Raw genomic sequence first — 22841 nt, 5'->3', positions numbered from 1 at the left:
GGGACGGCGCTCAGCGCACCTCGATGCCGGATCCGGCCACGGTGTGGCCGATCACCGGGTAGCCGGGCAGCTCGCCGACGACGAGCAGCCCGCCCGAGGTCTGCGCGTCGGCCAGCAGCAGCAGGTCCTCCTCGGGCACGCCGGCCCCGGCGCGAAGGTGGGGGCGCACCCAGTCGAGGTTGCGGCGGGTCCCCCCGGAGACGAAGCCGTCCCGCAGCGCCTCCTGGGCCCCCTCGACCAGGGGCACCGCCGCCCGGTCCAGGACCGCGCCGACCCCGGAGGCGCGGCACATCTTGTGCAGGTGCCCGAGGAGCCCGAACCCGGTGACGTCGGTGGCCGCCCGGGCCCCGGCGGTCAGCGCGGCCTCGGCGCCGTCCCGGTTGAGCTGGGTCATCGTGGCCACGGCCTCGGCGGAGACCTCGCCGGTCGCCTTGTGCCGGTTGTTGAGCAGCCCCACGCCGATCGGCTTGGTGAGGGTCAGGGGCAGCCCGGGCGCGGCGGCGTCGTTGCGCAGCAGCCGGGCGGGATCTGCCACACCTGTCACGGCCATGCCGTACTTCGGCTCCGGGTCGTCGATGGAGTGGCCCCCGATCACCGGGCACCCCGCCTCGGAGGCCACCGCCAGGCCGCCGCGCAGCACCTCCGTCAGCAGCTCCATCGGGAGCACGTCCCGCGGCCAGCCCACCAGGTTGATCGCCATGACCGGGCGCCCGCCCATGGCGTAGACGTCCGACAGCGCGTTCGCGGCGGCGATCCGGCCCCAGTCGTAGGCGTCGTCGACGACCGGGGTGAAGAAGTCGGCGGTGGAGAGCACCGCGAGGTCCTCGTGCACCAGGACGGCCGCGGCGTCGTCGCCGTCGTCGAGGCCGACCAGCACACCGGCTCCCGTCTGTCCGGTGAGACCCCGCACCGCGTCCTCGAGCTCCCCGGGCGGGATCTTGCAGGCGCAGCCGCCGCCGTGGGCGAAGCCGGTCAGCCGGACCGCGCCGGTCTCGGGCAGGGACGGGTGCGGCGTGCGGGTCTGTTCCATGCCGTCAGCCTAGTGGTGGGGCGGGTGCTAGGTTGGGCGGCGGAGGCGTCCGGGTCCTGGTGGGCCCCCCGGTCTTCAAAACCGGTGAGACCGAGCACCTCGGTCTGGCGGGTTCGATTCCCGTCCGCCTCCGCCAACTTCCGTTTCCGTCAACGGCTGCGTCCGTCACCGTCTGTCATGCGCCCGGCTCGCCGAGGAGGAACTGTGGCCCAGGACGATCCGCGTCGCCTGATCCCGCGCACCGACCAGCTCATGGGTCTGCCGGCCGTCCGCCGGGCCCGCGAGCGGCTGAGCGAGGAGGTCGTCCGCTCCCTGGTGCGCGGGACCCAGGAGCGGGCGCGGCGCGGTGAGCTCACCCCCGACCAGGTCGAGCCGGCGGTGCTGGCCGCGCTCACGCAGCGCTCCGCGTCGACCCTGACCCCGGTGCTCAACGCCACCGGGGTGGTCGTGCACACCAACCTGGGCCGCGCGCCGCTGTCGGCGGCCGCGACCGAGGCGCTGACGGCGGCGGCCGGGTACGTCGACGTGGAGCTGGACCTGCGCACCGGCACCCGGTCCCGCCGCGGCGCCGGGGCCCGGGCGGCCCTGCTCGCCGCCTGCCCGCCCGCCGAGGAGGCGCTGGTGGTCAACAACGGGGCGGCCGCGCTGGTGCTGGCCACCACGGCGCTGGCGGCCGGCCGCGAGGTGGTGATCAGCCGCGGCGAGCTCGTCGAGATCGGGGCCGGCTTCCGGCTGCCGGAGCTCATCGAGTCGACCGGAGCCCGGCTGCGCGAGGTGGGCACGACCAACCGGACGCACCTGCGCGACTACGCGGAGGCGCTCGGCCCGGAGACCGGGTGCCTGCTCAAGGTGCACCCGAGCAACTTCCGGGTGGAGGGCTTCACCTCGGGCGTCGGGCCGGAGGAGCTGCGGCCGCTGGCGCGCGCCCACGGCGTGCCCCTGGTGGCCGACCTGGGCAGCGGCCTGCTGACCCCCGACCCGCACCTGCCGGGAGAGCCGGACGCCGCCTCCGCCCTCGCGGGCGGTGCGGACATCGTCATCGCCAGCGGCGACAAGCTGCTCGGCGGCCCGCAGGCCGGGGTGGTGCTCGGCCGCGCGGAGGTCGTCGCCCGGCTGGCCGGCCACCCCCTCGCCCGCGCGGTGCGCGCCGACAAGCTCGCGCTCGCCGCGCTGGAGGCCACGCTCGCCGGCGGGCCCACCCCCGTGGTCCGGGCGCTGCACGCCGACCCCGGCCGGCTGCGTGCCCGCGCCGAGCGGCTCGCGGCGGCCGTCGGCGCGCCGGTGGTCCCCCACGACGGCCGGGTCGGCGGCGGCGGCGCTCCCGGTGTGCCGCTGCCGGGGTGGGCGGTCCGGCTGCCCGAGGCGGCGGCCGCGCCGCTGCGCGCCGGACGCCCGGCCGTGCTGCCTCGGGTCCACGACCACGCCTGCCTGCTCGACCTGCGCTGCGTGCCCGAGTCCGAAGACGACCGTCTGCTCGCCGCGGTGCGCGCCGCCCTGACCGCCCTGGACGGGACGGACGGCGATACCGGAGGAACCCGGTGAGCGTGCACGTCGTCGCCACGGCCGGGCACGTCGACCACGGCAAGAGCACGCTGGTGCGGGCCCTCACCGGCATGGAGCCCGACCGGTGGGAGGAGGAGCGCCGCCGCGGGCTGACCATCGACCTGGGCTACGCCTGGACCACGCTGCCCTCCGGGCGGGACGTGGCCTTCGTGGACGTCCCCGGCCACGAGCGCTTCCTCGGCAACATGCTCGCCGGGCTCGGCCCGGCCCCGGTGGTGTGCTTCGTCGTCGCGGTCGACGAGGGCTGGCAGGCGCAGTCCGGGGACCACCGCGACGCGGTCGCGGCCCTGGGCATCGAGCGCGGCGTGGTGGTGCTCACCCGGGCCGACCGGGCGCCCGGGCGCGCCGAGGAGGTGCTCGCGCAGGTCCGGGCGGAGCTGGCCGGGACGGGCCTGCGCGACGCGCCCGCCGTCACCGTCTCGGCCCTCGAGGGCACGGGCCTGGACGAGCTGCGCGCCGCGCTCGACGACGTCCTGGCGCAGGCGCCCGCGCCTGCCGACGGGCGGCTGCGGCTGTGGGTGGACCGCTCCTTCACGATCACCGGGTCCGGCACGGTGGTGACCGGCACCCTGGCCGCGGGCACCCTCCGGCAGGACGACCGGCTGGAGCTGCTCGGCGCGGGCGGGGCCCGGCCGGTGGCGGTGCGCGGGCTGCACAGCCGCAACCGGCCGGCCGCGTCGCTGGAGCCGTGCGCCCGGGTGGCCGTGAACCTGCGCGGGGTGCCGGCCGACGACGTGCACCGCGGCGACGCCCTGGTCACCCCCGGCGCGTGGCCGGTCACCGGCGTCCTCGACGTCCGCCGCACCACCGGGTCCGCGTTCCCGCTCCTGGCCGAGCAGCTCGTGGTGCACGCCGGCACCGCGGCGGTCCCGGCCCGGCTCAGTCCCTTCGACGACGACCACGCCCGGCTGGCCCTCGACCGCCCCCTGCCCCTCGTCCTCGGGGACCGCGTGGTGCTGCGCGATCCCGGCAGCCGCTCGGTGCTCGGCGGCGCCCTGGTCCTCGACGCCGACCCGCCCGCACTGCGGCGGCGCGGCGACCGGGCGCGCCGGGCCGCGCGCCTCACCGGCCTGGACGCCCGCGGGGACGTGCTCGCCGAGGTGGCCCGCCGCGGCGCGGTCCCTGCGGAGCGCCTGCACCGGCTCGGCCTGCTGCCCGCCGCGGACGCCGCCCCGCCCGCGGGGGTGCGCGCGGCCGGCGGCTGGTGGGTGCACGCTCCCGTGCTCGACGCCTGGCAGGAGCGGCTGCGCACGGCCGTGGAGGAGCTGCACGCCCGTGACCCCCTGGCGGCGGGCCTGTCCCGGGGTGCCGCCCGTGACCTGCTCGCGCTGCCCGACGCCGCCCTGGTCGACCCGGTGGTCCGCGGTGCCGGCCTGGCGCAGGAGGGCGGGCACATCCGCTCCCCGCAGCACCGGGGCGGCCTCGGCGCGCACGAGCCGGCCGTGCGCCGGCTGGAGCACCGGCTCGCGGCCGAGCCCTTCCGCGCCCCGGAGGCCGAGGACCTGACGGCGCTGCGCCTGGGCGCCCGCGAGCTCGCCGCCGCCGAGCGTGCCGGGCGGCTGCTCCGGATCGGGGAGGGGCTCGTGCTGCTCCCCACGGCCCCCGCCCTGGCCATGCGCGAGCTCGCCCGGCTGCCGCAGCCCTTCACCACGAGCCAGGCGCGCCAGGCGCTGGGCACCACGCGGCGCGTGGCGATCCCGTTGCTGGAGCACCTGGACGCGCGCGGCTGGACCCGGCGGCTGGACGCCGGGCACCGGACCGTGGCGCGCTGAGCCCGCGGTCCGGCCGGTCGGGGCGCGCTCTCCTAGGATCGGGAGCGGGCCCGCGACCTCGCCGTGGCTCCGTGCCACCGTCCGTCGCCCGCCGCGCCATCGTCCGCCGTGCAGAAGGAGAACCGTCATGAGAACCGTCCGTCTGGGGAGCTCCGGCCTCGAGCTGAGCGCCGTGGTGCTGGGCATGATGAGCTACGGGGATCCGGCCAAGGGGTCGCACGCGTGGAGCGTGGGCCTCGACGAGGCCCGCCCGTTCGTGCGCCGCGCCTACGAGGCCGGGATCACCACGTTCGACACGGCCAACGTGTACTCGCTGGGCTCCAGCGAGGAGATCACCGGCACGCTGCTCCGGGAGATCGCTCCGCGGGAGGAGCTCCAGATCGCCACCAAGGTGCACGGTCGGATGCGGGACGCGCGCAACGGCGGCGGCCTCAGCCGGGCGGCGATCATGCACGAGATCGACGCGTCGCTGCAGCGCTTGGGGACCGACTACGTCGACCTGTACCAGATCCACCGGTTCGACCCCCGCACGCCCGTCGAGGAGACCATGGAGGCCCTGCACGACGTCGTGAAGGCCGGCAAGGCCCGCTATCTCGGGGCCTCGAGCATGTGGGCGTGGCAGTTCGCGCAGCTGCAGCACACCGCCGAGCTGCACGGCTGGACCAGGTTCGTCTCGATGCAGGACCAGTACAACCTGCTCGAGCGCGAGGAGGAGCGGGAGATGCACCCGTTCTGCCGGGCGACCGGGGTGGGCGTGCTGCCCTGGAGTCCGCTCGCCCGCGGCCGGCTCACCCGGCCCTGGGGCGCCGCCGGCTCCGGCACCCGGGAGAGCACCGACGCGTTCGGCCAGGGCCTCTACACGCAGGACGTGGCGGCGAACCGGGCGATCGTCGACGCGGTCGCTGCCGTGGCCGACGAGCGCGGCGTGCCGATGGCCCAGGTGGCCCTCGCGTGGGTCGCCGGCCGGCCCGCCGTGACGGCGCCGATCGTGGGCGCGACCCGCGAGCAGCACATCGACGACGCCGCGGCCGCCGCCGAGCTGGACCTGACGGACGAGGAGGTCCGGCGCCTCGAGGAGGCCTACACCCCCCGGAACCCCTCCGGGTTCTGAGCTAGCCCGGCCCCGGGGCCGCCGCCTCGGCCGGCCGGCGCGGGCCGATCCGCCACCGGCCCGGCCCGGTCGGGGCCGGGCCGCTTCGGACCCGACCACTTCGGGCCGGGCCGCGGCGGCTATCCGCGCAGCGACCGCAGGTGCTCGACCGCCTGGGGCAGCACCTTCCTGAGGTCGCCCACGATCCCGAGGTCGGCGATCTCGAGGACCGGCGCCTGCTCGTCCTTGTTGACCGCCACGATCACCCGGGCGGTCTGCATGCCCGCGCGCTGCTGCACGGCCCCGGAGATCCCGCACGAGACGTAGAGCTGCGGGGAGACGGTGCGGCCGGTCTGCCCCACCTGCGCCTCGGGGCCGATCCACCCGGCGTCCACCGCGGCGCGGGAGGCGCCGATCGCGCCGCCGAGGACGTCCGCGAGCTCCTCGAGCGGGCCGAAGTCCCCGCCCGTGCCGCGGCCGCCGGCCACGACCACGCGCGCCTCACCCAGGGCCGGCCGCCCGGAGGCGGGCAGCTCGGTGCGCCCGACCACGCGCGCGGCGGGGACCGCGTCGTCGACGTCGTGCACGTGCACCGCCGGGCGGTCCGCCCCGGCCGGGAGCTCGGCCGGGAGCTCCACCGAGTTGGGCCGGACGGTGGCGACCAGCACCGGGCTCACGGCCCGGCACCGGGTGGTCCAGCCGCCGGCGAGGACGGACTTGGTCGCCACCAGATCCGTGTCCAGGGCCACCACGTCGGTGATCACCGCCGCCTCGAGCCGCACACCCAGGCGCGCGGCGACGTCCTTGGCCTCCGGGGTGTTGGGCAGCAGCACCGCCCCGGCGCCGCTCGCCCGGGCGGCCGCCGCCGCGAGCGCGACGGCGGGGGTGGTCAGCCGGTCGCCCGCGGCGTCCGCGGGGACGTGCACGGCGGCCGCACCGTGGCCGGCCAGCTCGTCGAGCAGCCCGTCCCCGGGCGTCGCCGGGAGCGCGGCGTGCGCCTCGCCCAGGGAGCTCGCGAGCACGAGCAGCTCCCGGTCGCCGCGGCGCAGCCGCTCCGTGGTGTCCAGCACCACCAGGGTCGTGGTCATGAGGGTCCTCCTCCTGCCCGGGCACCCGGGCGAGACGTGATCGGGCGAGACGTGGGGTGTCAGACGTGGGGTGTCAGACGTGGTGGGGTCAGACGAGCTTCTGGGCCACGAGGAACTCGGCGAGGCGGATCCCGCCCTCGCCCTCGTCCACCACGACCTCCCCGGCGGTGCGCGGCGGGCGGGGCACGGCCTCGAGCACGCGCGTGAGGGAGCCGGCGAGGCCCACGTCGCCCGGGCCGAGCCCGAGCTCGGCGGCCGACCACGTGCGCACGGGCTTCTTCTTGGCCGCCACGATCGCCTTGAAGTTCGGGTAGCGCGGGGTGTTGGCCCGGTCGGTGACGGCCACGAGCGCCGGCAGCTGCGCGACGAGCTCGAGGACCTCGGCCCCGGTGTGCCGGGTGGCGGTGAGCGAGGCGCCGCCCTCGGCGAGGGCCAGCGAGCTCGCGAAGCCGACGTGGGCCAGGCCGAGCCGCTCGGCCAGCTGACCGGGGACCAGGGAGGTCTCCCCGTCCGTGGAGGCCATGCCGGTGAGCACGAGGTCCACCGGCCGGGACTCCTCCTCGGCGATCCGCTCGACCGCGGCGGCGAGCACCCGGGCGGTGACCCAGGCGTCCGAGCCGGCCAGGGCGTCGTCGAGCACGTGCACGCCGGCGTCGGCGCCCAGCTGGAGGGCGCGCTTGAGGGCGGCCGCTGCGTCCGCCGGGCCGACGGTGAGGGCGTGCACCCGGTGACCGGCCTCCGCCCCGCCGGCGGCCTCGACGAGCTGCAGGGCGGCCTCGAGCGCGTACTCGTCGAGCTCGGAGAGGATCCCGGGGCCGCGCTCGAGCACGGGCGGGTCACCGGTGAGGACGCGCTCGCCCTGGGCTTCGGGGACGTGCTTGACGGGGACGACGATGGTCAGGGGCCGGTTCATGGTCTCCTCCGGACGGGGTCGTCGGACACGGGGCTCAGCCGCCGGCGCGGCGCACGAGGCGCTCGGCGTGGCGGAGCAGGGGCTCGTCGACCATCCGCCCGCGGAACGTGAAGACGCCGGCGGCGTCCCGGGCGGCCGCGAGCAGCTCCCGGGCGGCGGCGACCTCCTCCTCGGCGGGGCGGTAGGCGGCGCGGACGGTCTCCACCTGGCCGGGGTGGATGCAGGCGGTGGCGGCGAAGCCGGAGGCCACGGCGTCGAGGGCCTCCTCGCGCAGCCCGTCGAGGTCGGCGATGTCGACGTGCACGGCGTCGACGGCGGGCTTGCCGGCGGCGCCGGCGGCCAGCAGCACCGCGGAGCGGGCGTGCCGGGCGACGTCCCGGTAGGCGCCGTCCGGGCGGCGGGACGAGCTGCCGCCCAGGGAGGCGACCAGGTCCTCGGCGCCCCACATCAGCGCCACCACGTTGGGGGCGCGGGCGATCCCGGCCGCGTGCACCACTCCCTCGGCGGTCTCGCACAGCGCGATCACCCGGTCCAGGCCGAGCTCCGCGGCGACGGCGAGCCGCTCGGCGGAGGCGGCCTTGGGCAGCATCACGGTGGTGTACGCGGTGTGCCGCAGGGCGACGAGGTCGTGGGCGAAGTCCTCGGTGTCCTCGGCGTTGATCCGCACGACGGTGCGGGCGGGGTCCAGGGGCGTGGCCACGAGGGCGTCCCTGGCGGCGGGCTTGTCCGGCCCGGCCACGGCGTCCTCGAGGTCGAGGATCACGGTGTCGGCCCGCGCGGCGGCCTTGGCGTAGCGGTCGGGACGGTCGGCCGGGCAGAACAGCAGGGCGGGGCCGAGGGCGGGGTCGTCGGTCACGGGCGGCTCCTTCGGAACGGGTGGTGGGGCGGTGGCGCGGCGGGCACGGGAGGGGTCCCGGGCACCGGGGTCACCGCGGGGCGGCGTCGCGGGACCACATGAGCACGGAGCGGGTGCACTCGGCGACCACCAGCCCGTCCTGGTTGCGCCCGACGTGCTTGACGCGCACGATCCCCTGCCCGGGCCGGGAGGAGGACGGGCGGGTGCCGAGGATCTCGGAGGACGAGTACAGGGTGTCGCCGTGGTGCAGCGGGTGCGGGAACCGCACCTCCTCGAAGCCGAGGTTGGCGACGATGGTGCCCTGGGTCAGCTGCGCCACGGAGGCGCCCACGAGGGTGGAGAGCGTGAACATCGAGTTCACCAGGCGCTGCCCGAAGGGCTGGCGCCCGGCCCACGCGGCGTCGAGGTGCAGGGACTGGGTGTTCATGGTGAGGGTGGTGAACAGGACGTTGTCGGCCTCGGTCACCGTGCGCCCCGGGGCGTGCTCGTAGACGGTGCCCTCCTCGAACTCCTCGAACCAGAGCCCGCGCTGGCGGACCACCTTTCGCGGTGCGCTCACGGCCGCCCCCTCACAGTCCCAGCTCGCGGGCGACGAGCATGAGCTGCACCTCGGTGGTGCCCTCGCCGACCTCGAGGATCTTGGAGTCGCGGTAGTGGCGGGCCACCCGGGACTCGTTGATGAACCCGTAGCCGCCGAAGACCTGGGTGGCGTCCCGGGCGTTGTCCATCGCGGCCTCCCCGGCCACGAGCTTGGCGATCGCGGCCTGCGTCTTGAACGGCCGGCCGGCCAGCATCCGGGACGCGGCGTCGTAGTAGGCCAGCCGGGCCGTGTGCGCGCGGGCCTGCATGCGGGCGATCTTGAAGGAGATCGCCTGGTTTCCCCCGATGGGCCGGCCGAAGGAGGTGCGCTCGCCCGCGTAGCGCACCGACTCCTCGACGCAGCCCTGGGCCGCGCCGGTGGCCAGGGCCGCGATGGCGATGCGCCCCTCGTCGAGGATGGACAGGAAGTTGGCGTAGCCGCGCCCCTCCTCGCCCAGCAGGTGGTCCTCCGGGACCCGGACGTCCTGCAGGGACAGCGGGTGGGTGTCCGAGGCGTTCCAGCCGACCTTGTCGTAGGCCTTCTCGGCGCGGAAGCCGGGGGTGTCCGTGGGGACGATGATCGTGGAGATCTCCTTCTTGGCCCGCCCGTCCGGCAGCTGCGTGGTGCCGGTGACCGCGGTGACGTTGACCAGGCGGGTGATGTCCGTGCCGGAGTTGGTGATGAACTCCTTGGCGCCGTCGACCACCCACTGCCCGTCCTCCCGCCTGGCGGTGGTGCGGGTGCCGCCGGCGTCCGAGCCGGCCTCCGGCTCGGTGAGCCCGAAGCCGGCGAGCGCCCGGCCCGTCGCGAGGTCGGGCAGCCACTGCTGCTTCTGCTCCTCGGTGCCGAAGCGGAAGATCGGCATGGCACCCAGCGACACCCCGGCCTCGAGGGTGATGGCCACGGACTGGTCGACCCGGGCGATCTGCTCGAGCGCCAGGCACAGCGCGAAGTAGTCCCCGCCCATCCCGCCGTACTCCTCGGGGAAGGGCAGGCCGAACAGGCCCAGCTCGCCCATCTGCGCCACGATGTCGTAGGGGAACGCGTGGTCCCGGTCGTAGCGGGCCGAGACGGGGGCGATCACCTCGTCGGCGAACTCCCGGACGGTGTCGGAGAGGTCCTGGTACTCCTCGTCGAGCTCGAAGTTCATGCGCTGTGCTCCTGACTGGTCGGATCGGTGGCCGGCGGGGTCCCGGGCGCCGCCGGACCGGTGCCGGGTGCGGTGCCGGGGACGTCGGGCACCACGCGGGCGAGCAGCTGGTGCAGGGCGACCTGCGCTCCGGCCCGCACGGACAGCTCGACGGTTCCGGCGGTGGGGGCGGTCAGCCGGTGCTCCATCTTCATGGCCTCGACGACCACCACGGTCTGCCCCTCCGCGACCCGCTCCCCCGCCGCGATGGGGACCGCGACGACGGTGCCGGGCATGGGCGAGTGCAGCTCGGGCGGGGCGGGCCCCGCCGTGCGCTCCAGGGCCACGAGCGCCCGCTCCAGCCGCTCCTCGCGGGTCAGCACGTGGAGCTCGACGGCGAACCCGTCCTCGCCCACCCAGACGCTGCCCTCCCCTGCCGCGACGTGGACGACGCGGGCGGTCCCGCCGGCCTCCAGCAGGTGCGCGGCCGCCCGGCCGGGCAGGGGCACCAGGCGCACGCCGTCGTCGACGACGGTGCGGCGGGGCTGCTCCAGCCCGTGGGCGAGCTCCACCGCCGGCCGGGCCCGGCCGGTGGGCCGCCAGCCCTCGGCGCGGTCCCAGGGCCCGCAGCCAGGCCCTGGACCGGGCGCGGCGGCCCGGGCCCGCAGGAAGGCGGCCGCGGCGGCGAAGTGGGTCTCGTCCGGGGCGGCGAACTCCAGCTCCGGCAGGCGCCGCTCGATGAGGGTGGTGTCCAGCTCCCCGGCGCGCACGGCGGGATCGGCGAGCAGGGCGCGCAGGTACTCGGTGTTGGTGCCCACCCCGAGCACCACGGTGTCCGCCAGGGCGGAGTCCAGCCGGTCCAGGGCCTGCTCGCGGTCCTCGCCCCAGGCGATCACCTTGGCCAGCATGGGGTCGTAGTCGGAGCCCACCGTGAGGCCCGCGGCCAGGGAGGAGTCCACGCGGATCCCGGGGCCGGAGGGCTCCTCGAGCGCGAGCACGGTGCCGGCGGTAGGCAGGAAGCCGCGCGCGGGGTCCTCGGCGTAGACCCGCGCCTCCACCGCGTGGCCGGTGAGCACCACGTCCTGCTGGGCCAGGGCGAGGGGCTCCCCCGCGGCGACGCGCAGCTGGTGCTCCACGAGGTCCACGCCGGTCACCAGCTCGGTCACCGGGTGCTCGACCTGCAGGCGGGTGTTCATCTCCATGAAGAAGAACTCCTCCGGCCGGTCCGCGGCCACGAGGAACTCCACGGTCCCGGCGCCGGCGTAGCCGACCGAGCGGGCCACCCGGCAGGCGGCCTGCCCGATCCGCTCCCGCGTGGCGGGGTCCAGCAGCGGCGAGGGCGCCTCCTCGATCACCTTCTGGTGCCGGCGCTGCAGCGAGCACTCGCGCTCGCCCAGGTGGACCACGGTCCCGTGCGTGTCGGCGAGGACCTGGACCTCGATGTGCCGGGGGGACTCGATGAGTCGTTCCAGGAACAGGGTGTCGTCCCCGAACGCGGCGGCCGCGACCCGGCGGGCGGTGGCGAGGGCCTCGGGCAGTCGCTCGGGGTCCTCGACCACGTGCATGCCCTTGCCGCCGCCCCCGGCCGAGGGCTTGATCAGCAGCGGGTAGTCCAGGCCGGCGGCGGCGGCCACCAGGGCGTCGTCGTCGAGGCCCGGGTCCGAGACCCCGGCCACGACGGGCACCCCGGCAGCGGCCACGTGCCGCTTGGCGCGGATCTTGTCCCCCATGATCTCCAGGGCCTCCGCGCCGGGGCCGACGAAGGCGATGCCGGCCGCGGCGCACGCGCGGGCCAGGCCGGCGTTCTCGGAGAGGAACCCGTAGCCGGGGTGGACCGCCTGCGCCCCGGTGGCGCGGGCGGCCTCGACCACGGCGTCGATGCGCAGGTAGCTCTGCGCCGGCGCGGCCGGGCCCACGCACACGGCCACGTCGGCCTCCCGCACGTGCACCGCGTCGCGGTCGGCCTCGCTGTAGATCGCGACCGAGCGGATGCCCAGCGCCTTGAGGGTGCGCAGGATCCGGCGGGCGATCTCGCCGCGGTTGGCGACAAGCACGACGTCGAAGCGGCGCGGGGGCGTGCTGGGAGTCACGGGGCTCACATCCTGAAGAGGCCGAAGGCCGGCTCGGGCAGCGGGGCGCGGGAGCAGACCTCGAGGGCCAGCCCGAGCACCTCGCGGGTGTCGGAGGGGGCGATCACGCCGTCGTCCCACAGCCGGGCGGTGGAGTACCAGGGGTTGCCCTGCTCCTCGTACTGCCGGCGGATGGGCGCCATGAACGCCTCGCGCTCCTCCGCGTCCCAGTCCTGCCCGCGGGCGGCCAGCTGGTCGGCCTTGACGGTGGCCAGCACCGACGCGGCCTGGGCCCCGCCCATCACCGAGATCCTCGCCTGGGGCCACAGGAACAGGAACCGCGGGGAGTAGGCGCGCCCGCACATGGAGTAGTTGCCGGCCCCGAAGGACCCGCCGATCACCACGGTCAGCTTCGGGACCCGGGTGGTGGCCACGGCGGTGACCATCTTGGCGCCGTGCTTGGCGATGCCGCCGGCCTCGTAGTCGCGGCCCACCATGAAGCCGGTGATGTTCTGCAGGAACAGCAGCGGGATCCCGCGCTGGTCGCACAGCTCGATGAAGTGGGCGCCCTTCATCGCCGACTCGGCGAAGAGCACCCCGTTGTTGGCCACGATGCCCACCGGGTGGCCGTGCAGGTGGGCGAAGCCGGTGACGAGCGTGGTGCCGTACTCCGCCTTGAACTCGGCGAAGCGAGACCCGTCCACGAGCCGGGCGATCACCTCGCGCACGTCGTAGCCGGCGTTGGGGTCCACCGGGACCGCGCCGGCCAGCTCGTCCTCGGCCACGGCCGGTGGCTCCGCCGCCCGGACCGGCCAGGCGCGGGGGGCGGGCGGGGGCAGGGTCGCGACGATGTCGCGGACGATCTCCAGGGCGTGCTCGTCGTTCTCCGCGAGGTGGTCGACCACCCCGGAGACGGCCGCGTGCAGCTCGCCGCCGCCCAGCTCCTCCGCGGTGACCTCCTCGCCGGTGGCGGCCTTCACCAGCGGCGGGCCGCCGAGGAAGATCGTGCCCTGTCCGCGCACGATCACGGTCTCGTCGCTCATCGCCGGCACGTAGGCGCCGCCGGCGGTGCACGAGCCCAGCACCGCGGCTATCTGGGCGACGCCCGCGGCCGAGAGGTTCGCCTGGTTGTAGAAGATCCGCCCGAAGTGCTCGCGGTCCGGGAAGACCTCGTCCTGCATCGGCAGGAACGCCCCGCCGGAGTCCACGAGGTAGACGCAGGGCAGCCGGTTCTCGAGGGCGATCTCCTGGGCGCGCAGGTGCTTCTTGACCGTCACGGGGTAGTACGTGCCGCCCTTGACCGTGGCGTCGTTGCACACGACCATCACCTGCCGGCCGTGCACGAGCCCGATGCCGGCGATCAGCCCGGCCGCGGGGCACTCGTCGTCGTACATCCCCTCGGCCGCCAGGGCGCCGACCTCCAGGAACGGGCTGCCGGGATCGAGCAGGTGGTCCACCCGCTCGCGCGGCAGCAGCTTGCCGCGGCCCACGTGCCGCGCCCGCGAGGCCGCCGGCCCGCCCTGCGCCACCCGGTCCAGGCGCTCCCCGAGCTCCGCGACGAGCCGGTGCTGGGCGGCCGCGTTGGCGCCGAAGTCCGGGCTGCCCGGGTCCACCTGGCTGCTCAGCGCGCGCATCCGCTCCTCCGTCCCGATCCGGCCCCGGGTGCGGGACGCCATTTCGGTTAGTCTGGACTAACTTGGTCGTCAGGTTAGTGGCGACTCACTAAAATGTCCAGGAACGCCCCGCCCCGCCGCCGGAAGAAGGACCGCATGCCGCAGACCGACCGCCGACCCAGCCCGCAGCCCACCACGGTGCGCGGGCAGGCGAAGGCCCGGCGCCGGCAGAACCTGCTCGCCGCCTCCGCCACGCTCTTCGCCGAGCGGTGCTTCGCCGGGGTCTCGATCGACGACATCGGCGCGGCCGCGGGCGTCAGCGGCCCCGCGGTCTACCGGCACTTCGCGAGCAAGCAGGCCGTCCTGGGCGCGGTGCTGCTCGAGGTCAGCCACGACCTGCTCGAGCGCGGCCGCGAGGTGGCCCGGCACGCCCCCGACCCGCAGCGGCGACTGCGGGACCTGGTCCGCTTCCAGGTCGACTTCGCCCTGCACCGCCCCGCCGTGATCGTGGTGCAGGACCGGGAGCTGCCCAACCTGACGGCCGAGGACCGCCGCACGGTGCGCGTGCTCCAGCGCGGCTACGTGACCCTGTGGGTCGAGGCCCTGCGCGAGCTCGCCCCCGCGCGCGAGGTCGCCGACCTCACCCTGCGCGCCCAGGCCGCCTTCGGACTGATCAACTCCACCCCGCACTCCCTGCGGGCCGCACAGCGGCTGCGCACTCCGCAGGAGGCGGAGCGTCTCGACGCCGCCCGGGCCGCGCTCGAGGAGATGGCCTGGGCCGCGCTGCGCACCGCGATCCGCCCGGACCCCACCGGTCACCCGGACGCCGCCGGCCACCCGGTTCCCACCAGCACAGGAGGCACCCCATGACTCCCACCCCGGCCGTCCAGCCCTTCTTCGAGGAGGAGCACGAGGAGTTCCGCGGCGTCGCCCGCGAGTTCGTGGCGCGCGAGGTCACCCCCCACTACGCGCAGTGGGACGCCGAGCACCTGATGCCGCGCAGCATGTGGACCGCCGCCGGCGGGGCGGGCCTGCTCGGCCTCGCCGTGCCCGAGGAGCACGGCGGCATGGGCCTGACCGACTACCGGTTCCGCGCCGTGCTCGACGAGGAGCTGGTCCGCGGCGGAGCCCTCGGCGTGGCCCTGGCGCTGCACCTCAACGACGACTGGGTGCTGCCCCACCTGCTCGCCCACGGCACCGCGGAGCAGCAGGAGCGGTGGCTGCCGCGGATCCTCACCGGGGAACTGGTCACCTCGGTGGCCTGGACCGAGCCGGGCGCCGGGTCCGACCTGCGCGGGGTGCGCACGAGGGCCGTGCGCGACGGCGAGGACTGGGTGCTCAACGGCCAGAAGACCTTCATCGGCAACGGGATCAGCGGGGACGCCGCCCTGGTGCTGGCCCGCACGGACGGGCGCGCCGAGCGCGCCGGGGAGGACAGCTTCAGCCTCTTCCTGGTGCACAGGACGGACTCCCCCGGCTACTCGGCCGGCAAGCAGCTGGACAAGATGGGCGTGCGGGCCTCCGACACCGCCGAGCTGTTCTTCGAGGACGTCCGCGTCCCCGGCGCGAACCTGATCGGGGCGGAGGGCGGCGGGCTGCGGCAGATCCGGCAGCTGCTGCCCCAGGGGCGGCTGGCGGTCGCCGTGGCCGCCAGCGCCGTGGCGCGCGCCACGCTGGAGTCCACCCTCGACTACATCCGGGAGCGCACGGCCTTCGGCACCCGGGTGCTGGACTTCCAGCACTCCCGGTTCGAGGTCGCGGAGCTGACGGTCGAGGTGGAGGTCACCGAGGCCTACGTCCAGCGGGCCGTGCACGCGTTCAACGCCGGGGCGCTCGACGTCGTCGGGGCCTCCAAGGCCAAGTACTGGGCGAGCGAGCGGGCCAAGGCCGTCACGGACCGGTGCCTGCAGCTGCACGGCGGCTACGGCTACATCCTCGACTACCCGGTGGCCCAGGCCTACCTCGCCTCCCGGCTGCTGACGATCTTCGGCGGCACGAGCGAGATCCTGCGGGAGACGATCGGGCGGGACGCGGCCTCCACCGGGTGACGGCCGCGGCCCCGGGCCGACGGGACCCGGTCAGCGCACCTCCAGGGACGCCCGCCCGGTACGGCGGGCCCCCACAGGGGCCCCGAGCCGCTGGGACACCTCCCGGGCCGCCGCCACGGCGGCGGAGGAGAGCTGCTGGGCCTGTTCGGGCGTGACCCGGTAGCGCGGCGCCGCGACCATGACGGCCGCGACCGTCCGGTCCCGGTGGTCGCGGACGGCGGCGGCGACGCCGACCTCGTCCATCGAGGTCTTGCCGTAGTTGAGGGCCACCCCCTCCTCGGCGACCTGTCGCAGTGACTCCAGGTAGGCCCCGACGCTTGCCTCGGTGGGGTCGGGCAGCTCGATGATCCCGGACAGCAGCAGCGCCTGCGCCCGCTCCGGTGGCTGCTCCGCGAGGAAGAGCTGCACCGAGGCGCTGAGCGCGGTGTTGTACCTGGTGCCCAGCGGCGTGGTGTGCTTGATCTGCCGCGGGCTGGGGATCTGCTCCACACAGACGGCCTGATCGTCGCTCCAGACCATCAGCGCGCTCGTCTCGCCGGTCTGCTCGGTCAGCTCCAGCAGCACCGGGTACGCCGCGCGCCGCTCGTCCAGCTCGGCCAGCAGCGGACCCGCCACGGAGATCAGGCCGAGGCCCAGGCGGTAGCGGCGCGTCTGCGGATCGCGCTCCACCACGTTCTCCTGCTCCAGGGTCACCAGGAGCCGGGAGACCGTGCTCTTGTGCAGCCCCACGCGGGCGGCGATCTCGGTCACCCCCAGCAGTGGTTCGTCCACGGAGAAGCAGCGCAGGACCCGCAGCGCGTGGGAGACGACGGACGCGGCGCGGGCCTCGCCGGGGGAGGTGTTCTCGGATGGTGGCGTCATAGGACTTCTCATTCTGCGTCACGGGGCGGGACGTTCACCACGACGCGTCCGGGAGGTGGGAACGCGGGCTGCGCTCCCACCTCCCGGACGCGCCGGGACAGTCGGCCGGCGGGGACGACGTGCCCATCGCGACCACCCGTCGGGCGCGGGGGTCAGCGCTGCGGTCGGGGATCAACGACCGGCGGGACCGGCTCCGGGACGGCCGCGGTGCGCCGCACCGGACCCTCCCCCGCCCCCGCCGGGGTGCCGTCGGTGCCGGGGACGTCCGGCGAGGGGTCGTTGACCTCCCGCTCCAGGCGCTCGGTCCCCGGCGTGCGGGTCAGCAGCCGGCGCACGAGGTTCGCGATCATCAACAGGATGACGAAGGAGAACGGGAAGGCTCCGATGATGGTGCCGGTCTGCACCGTGTCGACCACCGCGGTGCCGCCGAGGGTGAGCAGCGTGAGCGCCACGGCGGCGATGCTGGCGACGAGCACCACGCGGAAGATCGGCCCGGCCCGGCGGGGCGCGGAGACGAACTCGGCCAGGGCGTGCGCGCCGGAGTCCAGGGAGGTGACGTAGTAGGTGGCGACCAGGACGGTGGCCACCACGAGCAGGAGTGAGCCGACGACGGGGACGGACTCGAGCATGACGAACAGCCCGCTGGAGGTGTCCGCCGCGACCGCCGCGGAGATGCCGCGGTCGCTGCGGTCGTCGTAGTGCAGAGCGGCCGAGCCGATGATCCCGATCCAGACCATGACGATCAGCGAGGGGATCACGGTGACGCCGATGACGAACTCGCGGATGGTGCGGCCGCGGGAGATGCGGGCGATGAAACCGGCCACGAAGGGGCTGAAGGCGATGACCCAGCACCAGATGAACACGGTCCACCAACCGTTCCAGCTGTCCTGCCAGGTGGCGAGACCCTGCCCGGCGGTGCCGGCGTCGGTCCAGAAGCTCATCGCCGGGAAGTGGGCGAAGAAGGACCCGAACGTCTGCGTGACGTTCGAGACGATGAAGATGGTGGGACCGGCGACGAGCACGGCCACGAGCAGCACGATGCTCAGCACGGAGTTCACTTCGCTGATCCGCTTCATGCCCTTGTTGATGCCGAAGAACGCGGAGGCCGCGGTCAGGCCGGCCAGCCCCAGGATGACGAGCAGCCAGACCCCCGGGCCGGAGGACAGCCCGGTGAAGGAAGCGAGCCCCGAGCTGAACTGCAGGGCGGCGAAGCCGAAGGAGGTGGCCAGGCCCAGCACGGTCGCGATGATCGCGAGCAGCTCCACCACCACGCCCGCCCCGCGCTGGGACCATGTCGGGAGGACGTCGACCGTGGCCTCACGGAAGGTGAGGGTCTTGCCGAGGTTGTGGTGGGAGTAGGCGAGGCAGACCGCGACCACGCAGTACATGGCCCAGGCGGTGAAGCCCCAGTGGAAGTAGGACCACACCATCGCGCCCTCGGCCCCACCGTCCTGCCCCGCAGGGACGACGGGGTTCTCGTCCCGCAGCAGGATCGGTTCGGCGACCGACCAGAAGATCAGCCCGATGCCCTGCCCGCAGGCGAAGAGCATCGAGTACCAGGCGAACTTGCCGTGCTCCGGGCGGGCGTCCGGTCCGCCGAGGCGGATGCTGCCGACCCGGCTGAAGGCCAGCCACGCGCAGACGGCGACCGCCACGAGCGAATAGGCGATGAACAGCCAGGTGAAGCTGCCGGTGACGAAGGTGCGGGCCGCGGAGATGGCCTCGGCCGCGCCGCCCGGGTTGACGGTGACCACGGCCAGCACGGCGACGATGAGCACCGGAGGCAGGACCGTGATGACGGCCCGGTCCAGAGCGGGCAGGTTCCGCCCTCGGAACCGCGGCACGGTCCTGGCCTCGGCTGCGGCCTCCGCGGAGGCGTCGGTCTTCTTCATGTCGTTCTCACTTCCCGAACTCGCTGGTGACCGCCCGGACGATGCCGGAGCGGACGGTGGAGAGCAGCAGCTCGCCGCGTTCTGCGGTGGCGCCTGTGGGGGAGGAGAGGCACCCGGAGCTCGGAGTGCGGGCCGGGTCCTCGGGGAAGACGTCGTAGGGGGTCAGCTCGGCGGGGGGATGGGCGGGAGCCCGGGACATGTCGACCTTGTCGGGGTGCAGGTGGAGCATCAGTGCGGTCTCGAGCACTCCCCCGTGCTCCACGTCCCAGCCGAGGAAGCCGTCCGGGAAGACGGCCTCCAGGGCCTGGTCGTCGACGAAGTCCCAGTAGGAGAGCAGCATGGCCCGGCTGCCGTCGAGGCCGCCGGCCCGGGCCTGCCGCACCGCGAGGTCGAGTCCCTCGTAGAGGAACTGGTAGTTCTCGAAGTGGCCGTTGACCACCGCGATCCGGCGGATGCCGTGGCGGAAGAACTCGAGCACGACGTCCTGGGTCTGCAGCACGAGGGCCTGCCCGGACAGGCTCGTCGTGCCGGGACGGTGGTTGCCGCCCCCGGAGCGGGGCTGGGACTTGTAGCCGTAGCTGAAGGTCGGTGCCACCAGGGCGCCGAGCTCCTCCGCGGCTGCGGCGCAGACGGCGCGGGAGAGCATCGCGTCCACCCCCAGCGGCAGGTGGGGGCCGTGCTGCTCCGTGGCCCCCGTGGGGATGAGCACCAGTCCTCGGCCTCCGGCCACGTAGTCCTGGTAGCTGTGCGCGTCGAGATCCTCGAGAGAGCGGGTGGTGACCACCGTGGTCCTTCCGTGCCGTGGGTGCGGCTGTGTGGTGCGGCTGTGTGGTGCGGCTGTGTGGTGCGGCTGTGTGGTGCGGCTGCGGAGGCCGCCGGGGACGGCGGCGGCGCGTTGCGGCGCCGCCGCCGTCGGGCTCCGTCTAGGCGGACACGATGTTGTGCTCGGGGCCGTACGGGAACTTGGTGATGTTCTCCGCGCCGTCCTCGCCGACCACGAGGATGTCGTGCTCGCGGTAGCCGCCGGCGCCCGGCTCGCCCTCGGGGACCGTGATCATCGGTTCCATGGACACGACCATGCCCGGCTCCAGCACGGTGTCGATGTCCTCGCGCAGCTCCAGGCCGGCCTCGCGGCCGTAGTAGTGGCTGAGCACTCCGAAGGAGTGCCCGTAGCCGAAGGTGCGGTTGGCCAGCAGGCCGTGGGAGACGAAGATCTCGTTGAGTTCCGCCGCGATGTCCTTGCACACCGCGCCCGGCTTGATCAGCTCGAGGCCGCGCTCGTGCACCTGGACGTTGATCTCCCACAGCTCGCGCGAGCGGGCGTCCGGCTCGCCGAGGAACAGGGTGCGCTCGAGGGCGGTGTAGTACCCGGAGGTCATCGGGAAGCAGTTCAGGGACAGGATGTCGCCCCGGCGCAGCGTGCGGGTGGTGGCCCAGTTGTGGGCGCCGTCGGTGTTGATCCCGGACTGGAACCACACCCAGGTGTCGCGGACCTCACGGTGCGGGAAGGTGCGGGCGATCTCGTGGACCATGGCCTCGGTGCCGGCCAGTGCGACCTCGTACTCGCTGATGCCCTCACGGATGGCGGCGCGGATGGCCTCGCCGCCGAGGTCGCCGATGCGGGCGCCGTGCTTGATGACCTCGATCTCCTCGGCGGACTTGACCATGCGCTGGCGCATGGCCTCCTGGGAGACGTCGGTCAGCTCAGCATCCGCGAACGCGGCCTGGATGCGCCGGCGGGTCAGCAGCGGCAGGGCGTCGTCCTCCACGCCGATCCGGCGGGCCTGCACCCCGCGCCGGCGCAGGACCTCCTGGAGGGCGAAGTAGAAGTTGTCGCGCTACCAGTCGGTGTAGACGACGTTGTCGCCGTAGCTCGTGCGCCACGGCATGCCGGCGTCGATGTTGGCGGTGACCGTGACGGAGTCGTCGGCGGTGACGACCAGGGCGTAGTTGCGGCCGAACGTGGTGTACAGGAAGTCCGAGTAGTACTTGATGCCGTGGTAGCTGGTCAGCACGACGGCGTCGAGCTGCTTGTCGGCCATGATCTTCCGCAGGCCGGCGAGGCGGCGCTCGAACTCGGCATCGGAGAAGGTCAGCTGCTCCTTCTGCCCGTTGTGCAGGATCTTCAGGCGCTCGAGCTCGGCGACCGAGGAGGCGCTGGGAACGGTGGTGGGCGAGGTGGTCATGGTCGTCCTTTCGTGGAGCGGACCCCGTGCGGAATGCCGGGGATGGGTCACGGGAGGCACCGCACCGCGACGTCGGTGCCGCCGGCCTCGACGAAGGTGCGGATGCCGCTGTCGCGCCCAACAGCTGCTGGGTGGTTCTGTCCCGATCGCTGAGTGTTGCACTCATCACAACCGAGTTGCTGTAACTGTAGAAAGTGATCCACACCACGGTCAAGAGCTCGGAGAAAAGCCAGGGATTGCTGCAATTCTCCGAATCCTGAAGGCATCGCTCACATGTGCAAGTGTTGCAATGAGCGCAACTCTGCAACCCCAGCCGACCTCTTTCCGCACCGGTGGACCAAGGTGCCACCTGGCCACGGACCGCAACACGCTTCCCGGGCTCGTATATGAGTGATATATCTGTTGACGACATAGTTGTCGGCCACTGCACGAGCAGGAGAGGGGTGTCATGCGTCGTGCTCGACCCGGGGCGTCGGAGGACCCGGACCGGCCGCCGAACACGCGACCAGGCTTGACCCTCCCCGCGGACGCTGTGGAGCGCTCGAGCGAGCAGACCGGTCGCGCCCGTTGAGCGTCACCATGGCGGCGATCCCCCTCACGCACGGCGACGGCCGCCAGTCCGTCGCAGCACGGGGAACCACCGGGTCCGGGCGCACCTGTCCGCCGGCAACCACGGGCTCCCCGCCAAGGGCGACGAACCATCAACTCCTTCTCTTCCGCGGGACACGTAGATGCTCACCGATCGTGCCCCGGCCATCTCCATCGACGACGAGACTCCTCATCCGTACATCCGGATCCGGCGCCGCTCAGGGCGCCGCTGCGTCCGGCTCTTCTCGACGACATGACCGCCGCCTGCTCGAACGCACCTCTAGGAGACGATTCCGATGACCCATGTTCTTCCGTTCACCGCGATCGGCCTGTCCGACCTCCCGGAGGTGGGGGGCAAGAACGCCTCCCTGGGGGAGCTGATCCGCAGTCTGAGTAGCGCCGGGGTGCAGGTGCCCGGCGGCTTCGCCACCACGGCCACGGCCTTCCGGGAGTTCCTGGCGGCCTCGGGGCTTCAGGCGCGGATCGCCGGGATCCTCGAGGGCCTCGACGCCGGCGACGTGAGCGCCCTGGCCGCCGTCGGCGGCCGGATCCGTGCGCTGATCCGGTCCGCGCCGCTGCCGCCCGCCCTGGAGGAGGCGGTCCGCGCCGCGTACGAGCAGCTGTCCGCCGCCCAGCCCGACGGGGTGGAGGTCTCCTGGGCGGTGCGCTCCAGCGCCACGGCGGAGGACCTGCCGGACGCCTCCTTCGCCGGCCAGCAGGAGACGTTCCTCAACGTGCGGGGCGTGGAGAACGTCCTGGCCGCGGTCCAGGACGTCTTCGCGTCCCTGTACAACGACCGGGCGATCGCCTACCGGGTCCACCACGGCTTCACCCACGCCGAGGTGGCGCTGTCGGTGGGCGTGCAGAAGATGGTGCGTTCCGACGTGGGGGCCTCGGGAGTGATGTTCACCATGGACACCGAGTCCGGCTTCACCGACGCGGTGTTCATCACCTCGTCCTACGGGCTGGGTGAGGCCGTGGTGCAGGGGGCGGTGAACCCGGACGAGTTCTACGTCCACAAGCCCGCCCTGGCCGCCGGCCGCCCGGCCGTGCTCAAGCGCGGGCTCGGGGAGAAGGCCCTGCAGATGACCTACACGGACTCCCGGGACCTGGGGGCGACGGTGGGCTTCGTGCCCGTGCCGGCGCAGCTGCGGAACCGGTTCAGCCTCACCGACGCGCAGGTGGAGCAGCTGGCCCGCTACGCGGTGGCCATCGAGGCCCACTACGGCCGCCCGATGGACATCGAGTGGGGCCTGGACGGGACCGACGGGCGCCTCTACATCCTCCAGGCCCGTCCGGAGACCGTCGTCTCCCGCCGGGCGGCCGGTGCGGTCTCCCGCTACCGGCTCGAGGGCAGCGGCACGGTGCTGACCCGGGGCCGGGCGATCGGCCAGCGCATCGGCGCCGGCCAGGTCCGCGTCCTGGGCTCCCACGAGGAGATGGCCTCGTTCCAGGCCGGGGACGTGCTGGTGGCCTCGATGACGGACCCGGACTGGGAGCCGATCATGAAGAAGGCCGCCGCGATCGTCACCGACCGCGGCGGCCGCACCTGCCACGCGGCGA

General features: G+C 74.4%; 17 protein-coding genes, 1 tRNA gene and 1 pseudogene. 7 read left to right on the top strand and 12 right to left on the bottom strand.

The features are described 5' to 3' along the window. Positions 1 to 10: 10 nt before the first annotated feature. Positions 11 to 1000, bottom strand: a complete 990-nt coding sequence (gene selD / locus PU704_RS15970) for a selenide, water dikinase SelD (protein WP_380112476.1) — start codon at positions 998 to 1000, stop codon at positions 11 to 13. A gap of 71 nt (positions 1001 to 1071) precedes the next feature. Here selD and PU704_RS15965 point away from each other — a divergent pair. The 4 genes from PU704_RS15965 (at position 1072) to PU704_RS15950 (ending at position 5476) form a co-directional block, all read left to right on the top strand. Further along, positions 1072 to 1166 (top strand) — tRNA-Sec (locus PU704_RS15965). Positions 1167 to 1234: 68 nt separating this feature from the next. After that, positions 1235 to 2572, top strand: coding sequence for an L-seryl-tRNA(Sec) selenium transferase (gene selA / locus PU704_RS15960; RefSeq protein WP_277551993.1), 1338 nt, complete (start codon positions 1235 to 1237; stop codon positions 2570 to 2572). 2 nt (positions 2573 to 2574) lie between these two features. Further along, positions 2575 to 4365: a selenocysteine-specific translation elongation factor gene (gene selB / locus PU704_RS15955; protein ID WP_277552020.1), complete on the top strand. Its 1791-nt coding sequence runs from the start codon at positions 2575 to 2577 to the stop codon at positions 4363 to 4365. A gap of 127 nt (positions 4366 to 4492) precedes the next feature. Then, the gene (locus tag PU704_RS15950; RefSeq protein ID WP_277551992.1) at positions 4493 to 5476 is read left to right on the top strand and encodes an aldo/keto reductase; all 984 of its coding nucleotides are present in this window, start codon (positions 4493 to 4495) and stop codon (positions 5474 to 5476) included. A gap of 119 nt (positions 5477 to 5595) precedes the next feature. Here the strand turns inward: PU704_RS15950 and PU704_RS15945 are convergent, their stop codons facing one another. From PU704_RS15945 to PU704_RS15915, 7 genes are all read right to left on the bottom strand, one after another. Then, complete coding sequence (locus PU704_RS15945; protein ID WP_277551991.1) at positions 5596 to 6543, bottom strand: electron transfer flavoprotein subunit alpha/FixB family protein; 948 nt, start codon at positions 6541 to 6543, stop codon at positions 5596 to 5598. A gap of 88 nt (positions 6544 to 6631) precedes the next feature. Then, on the bottom strand, positions 6632 to 7456 hold the full coding sequence (locus tag PU704_RS15940) for an electron transfer flavoprotein subunit beta/FixA family protein (RefSeq protein ID WP_277551990.1): 825 nt from the start codon (positions 7454 to 7456) through the stop codon (positions 6632 to 6634). 34 nt (positions 7457 to 7490) lie between these two features. Beyond that, positions 7491 to 8312 carry an HpcH/HpaI aldolase/citrate lyase family protein gene (locus tag PU704_RS15935; RefSeq protein WP_277551989.1) on the bottom strand — a complete coding sequence of 274 codons (822 nt, stop codon included), beginning with the start codon at positions 8310 to 8312 and terminating at the stop codon, positions 7491 to 7493. Positions 8313 to 8382: 70 nt separating this feature from the next. Then, positions 8383 to 8871: a MaoC family dehydratase gene (locus PU704_RS15930; RefSeq protein ID WP_277551988.1), complete on the bottom strand. Its 489-nt coding sequence runs from the start codon at positions 8869 to 8871 to the stop codon at positions 8383 to 8385. 10 nt (positions 8872 to 8881) lie between these two features. Further along, positions 8882 to 10042: an acyl-CoA dehydrogenase family protein gene (locus PU704_RS15925; RefSeq protein ID WP_075872292.1), complete on the bottom strand. Its 1161-nt coding sequence runs from the start codon at positions 10040 to 10042 to the stop codon at positions 8882 to 8884. Beyond that, entirely contained in the window at positions 10039 to 12111 is a 2073-nt protein-coding gene (locus tag PU704_RS15920) for an acetyl/propionyl/methylcrotonyl-CoA carboxylase subunit alpha (RefSeq protein ID WP_380112401.1), read from the bottom strand. The genes PU704_RS15925 and PU704_RS15920 overlap by 4 nt, the downstream gene beginning before the upstream one ends. 5 nt (positions 12112 to 12116) lie before the next feature. Continuing rightward, the gene (locus tag PU704_RS15915; protein WP_277552019.1) at positions 12117 to 13724 is read right to left on the bottom strand and encodes a carboxyl transferase domain-containing protein; all 1608 of its coding nucleotides are present in this window, start codon (positions 13722 to 13724) and stop codon (positions 12117 to 12119) included. Positions 13725 to 13859: 135 nt separating this feature from the next. Here PU704_RS15915 and PU704_RS15910 point away from each other — a divergent pair, with 135 nt between their 5' ends. Further along, complete coding sequence (locus PU704_RS15910; RefSeq protein WP_277551986.1) at positions 13860 to 14573, top strand: TetR/AcrR family transcriptional regulator; 714 nt, start codon at positions 13860 to 13862, stop codon at positions 14571 to 14573. Then, positions 14570 to 15751: an acyl-CoA dehydrogenase family protein gene (locus tag PU704_RS15905; protein ID WP_277551985.1), complete on the top strand. Its 1182-nt coding sequence runs from the start codon at positions 14570 to 14572 to the stop codon at positions 15749 to 15751. The genes PU704_RS15910 and PU704_RS15905 overlap by 4 nt, the downstream gene beginning before the upstream one ends. Before the next feature lie 30 nt (positions 15752 to 15781). On the opposite strand, the gene PU704_RS15900 is transcribed toward PU704_RS15905, so the two are convergent. The 4 genes and pseudogenes from PU704_RS15900 to PU704_RS15885 form a co-directional block, all read right to left on the bottom strand. Then, the gene (locus PU704_RS15900) at positions 15782 to 16612 is read right to left on the bottom strand and encodes an IclR family transcriptional regulator (RefSeq protein WP_277551984.1); all 831 of its coding nucleotides are present in this window, start codon (positions 16610 to 16612) and stop codon (positions 15782 to 15784) included. A 152-nt stretch (positions 16613 to 16764) separates the two neighbouring features. Next, complete coding sequence (locus tag PU704_RS15895) at positions 16765 to 18504, bottom strand: BCCT family transporter (RefSeq protein ID WP_075872296.1); 1740 nt, start codon at positions 18502 to 18504, stop codon at positions 16765 to 16767. 7 nt (positions 18505 to 18511) lie between these two features. Continuing rightward, positions 18512 to 19288, bottom strand: a complete 777-nt coding sequence (locus tag PU704_RS15890) for a creatininase (RefSeq protein ID WP_047803846.1) — start codon at positions 19286 to 19288, stop codon at positions 18512 to 18514. A gap of 139 nt (positions 19289 to 19427) precedes the next feature. Then, positions 19428 to 20690: pseudogene (locus tag PU704_RS15885) on the bottom strand (M24 family metallopeptidase). An 884-nt stretch (positions 20691 to 21574) separates the two neighbouring features. Between PU704_RS15885 and ppsA the strand changes: the two are divergent. Continuing rightward, positions 21575 to 22841: phosphoenolpyruvate synthase (gene ppsA / locus PU704_RS15880; RefSeq protein WP_277551983.1), on the top strand; the 1267-nt coding region annotated here is incomplete at its 3' end.

It is taken from the genome of Kocuria oceani (genome assembly GCF_029524215.1).
GTDB lineage: Bacteria > Actinomycetota > Actinomycetes > Actinomycetales > Micrococcaceae > Kocuria > Kocuria oceani.
The sequence above is the reverse complement of the archived record's forward strand: the minus strand, read 5'-3'. Positions and strand labels throughout refer to the sequence as shown.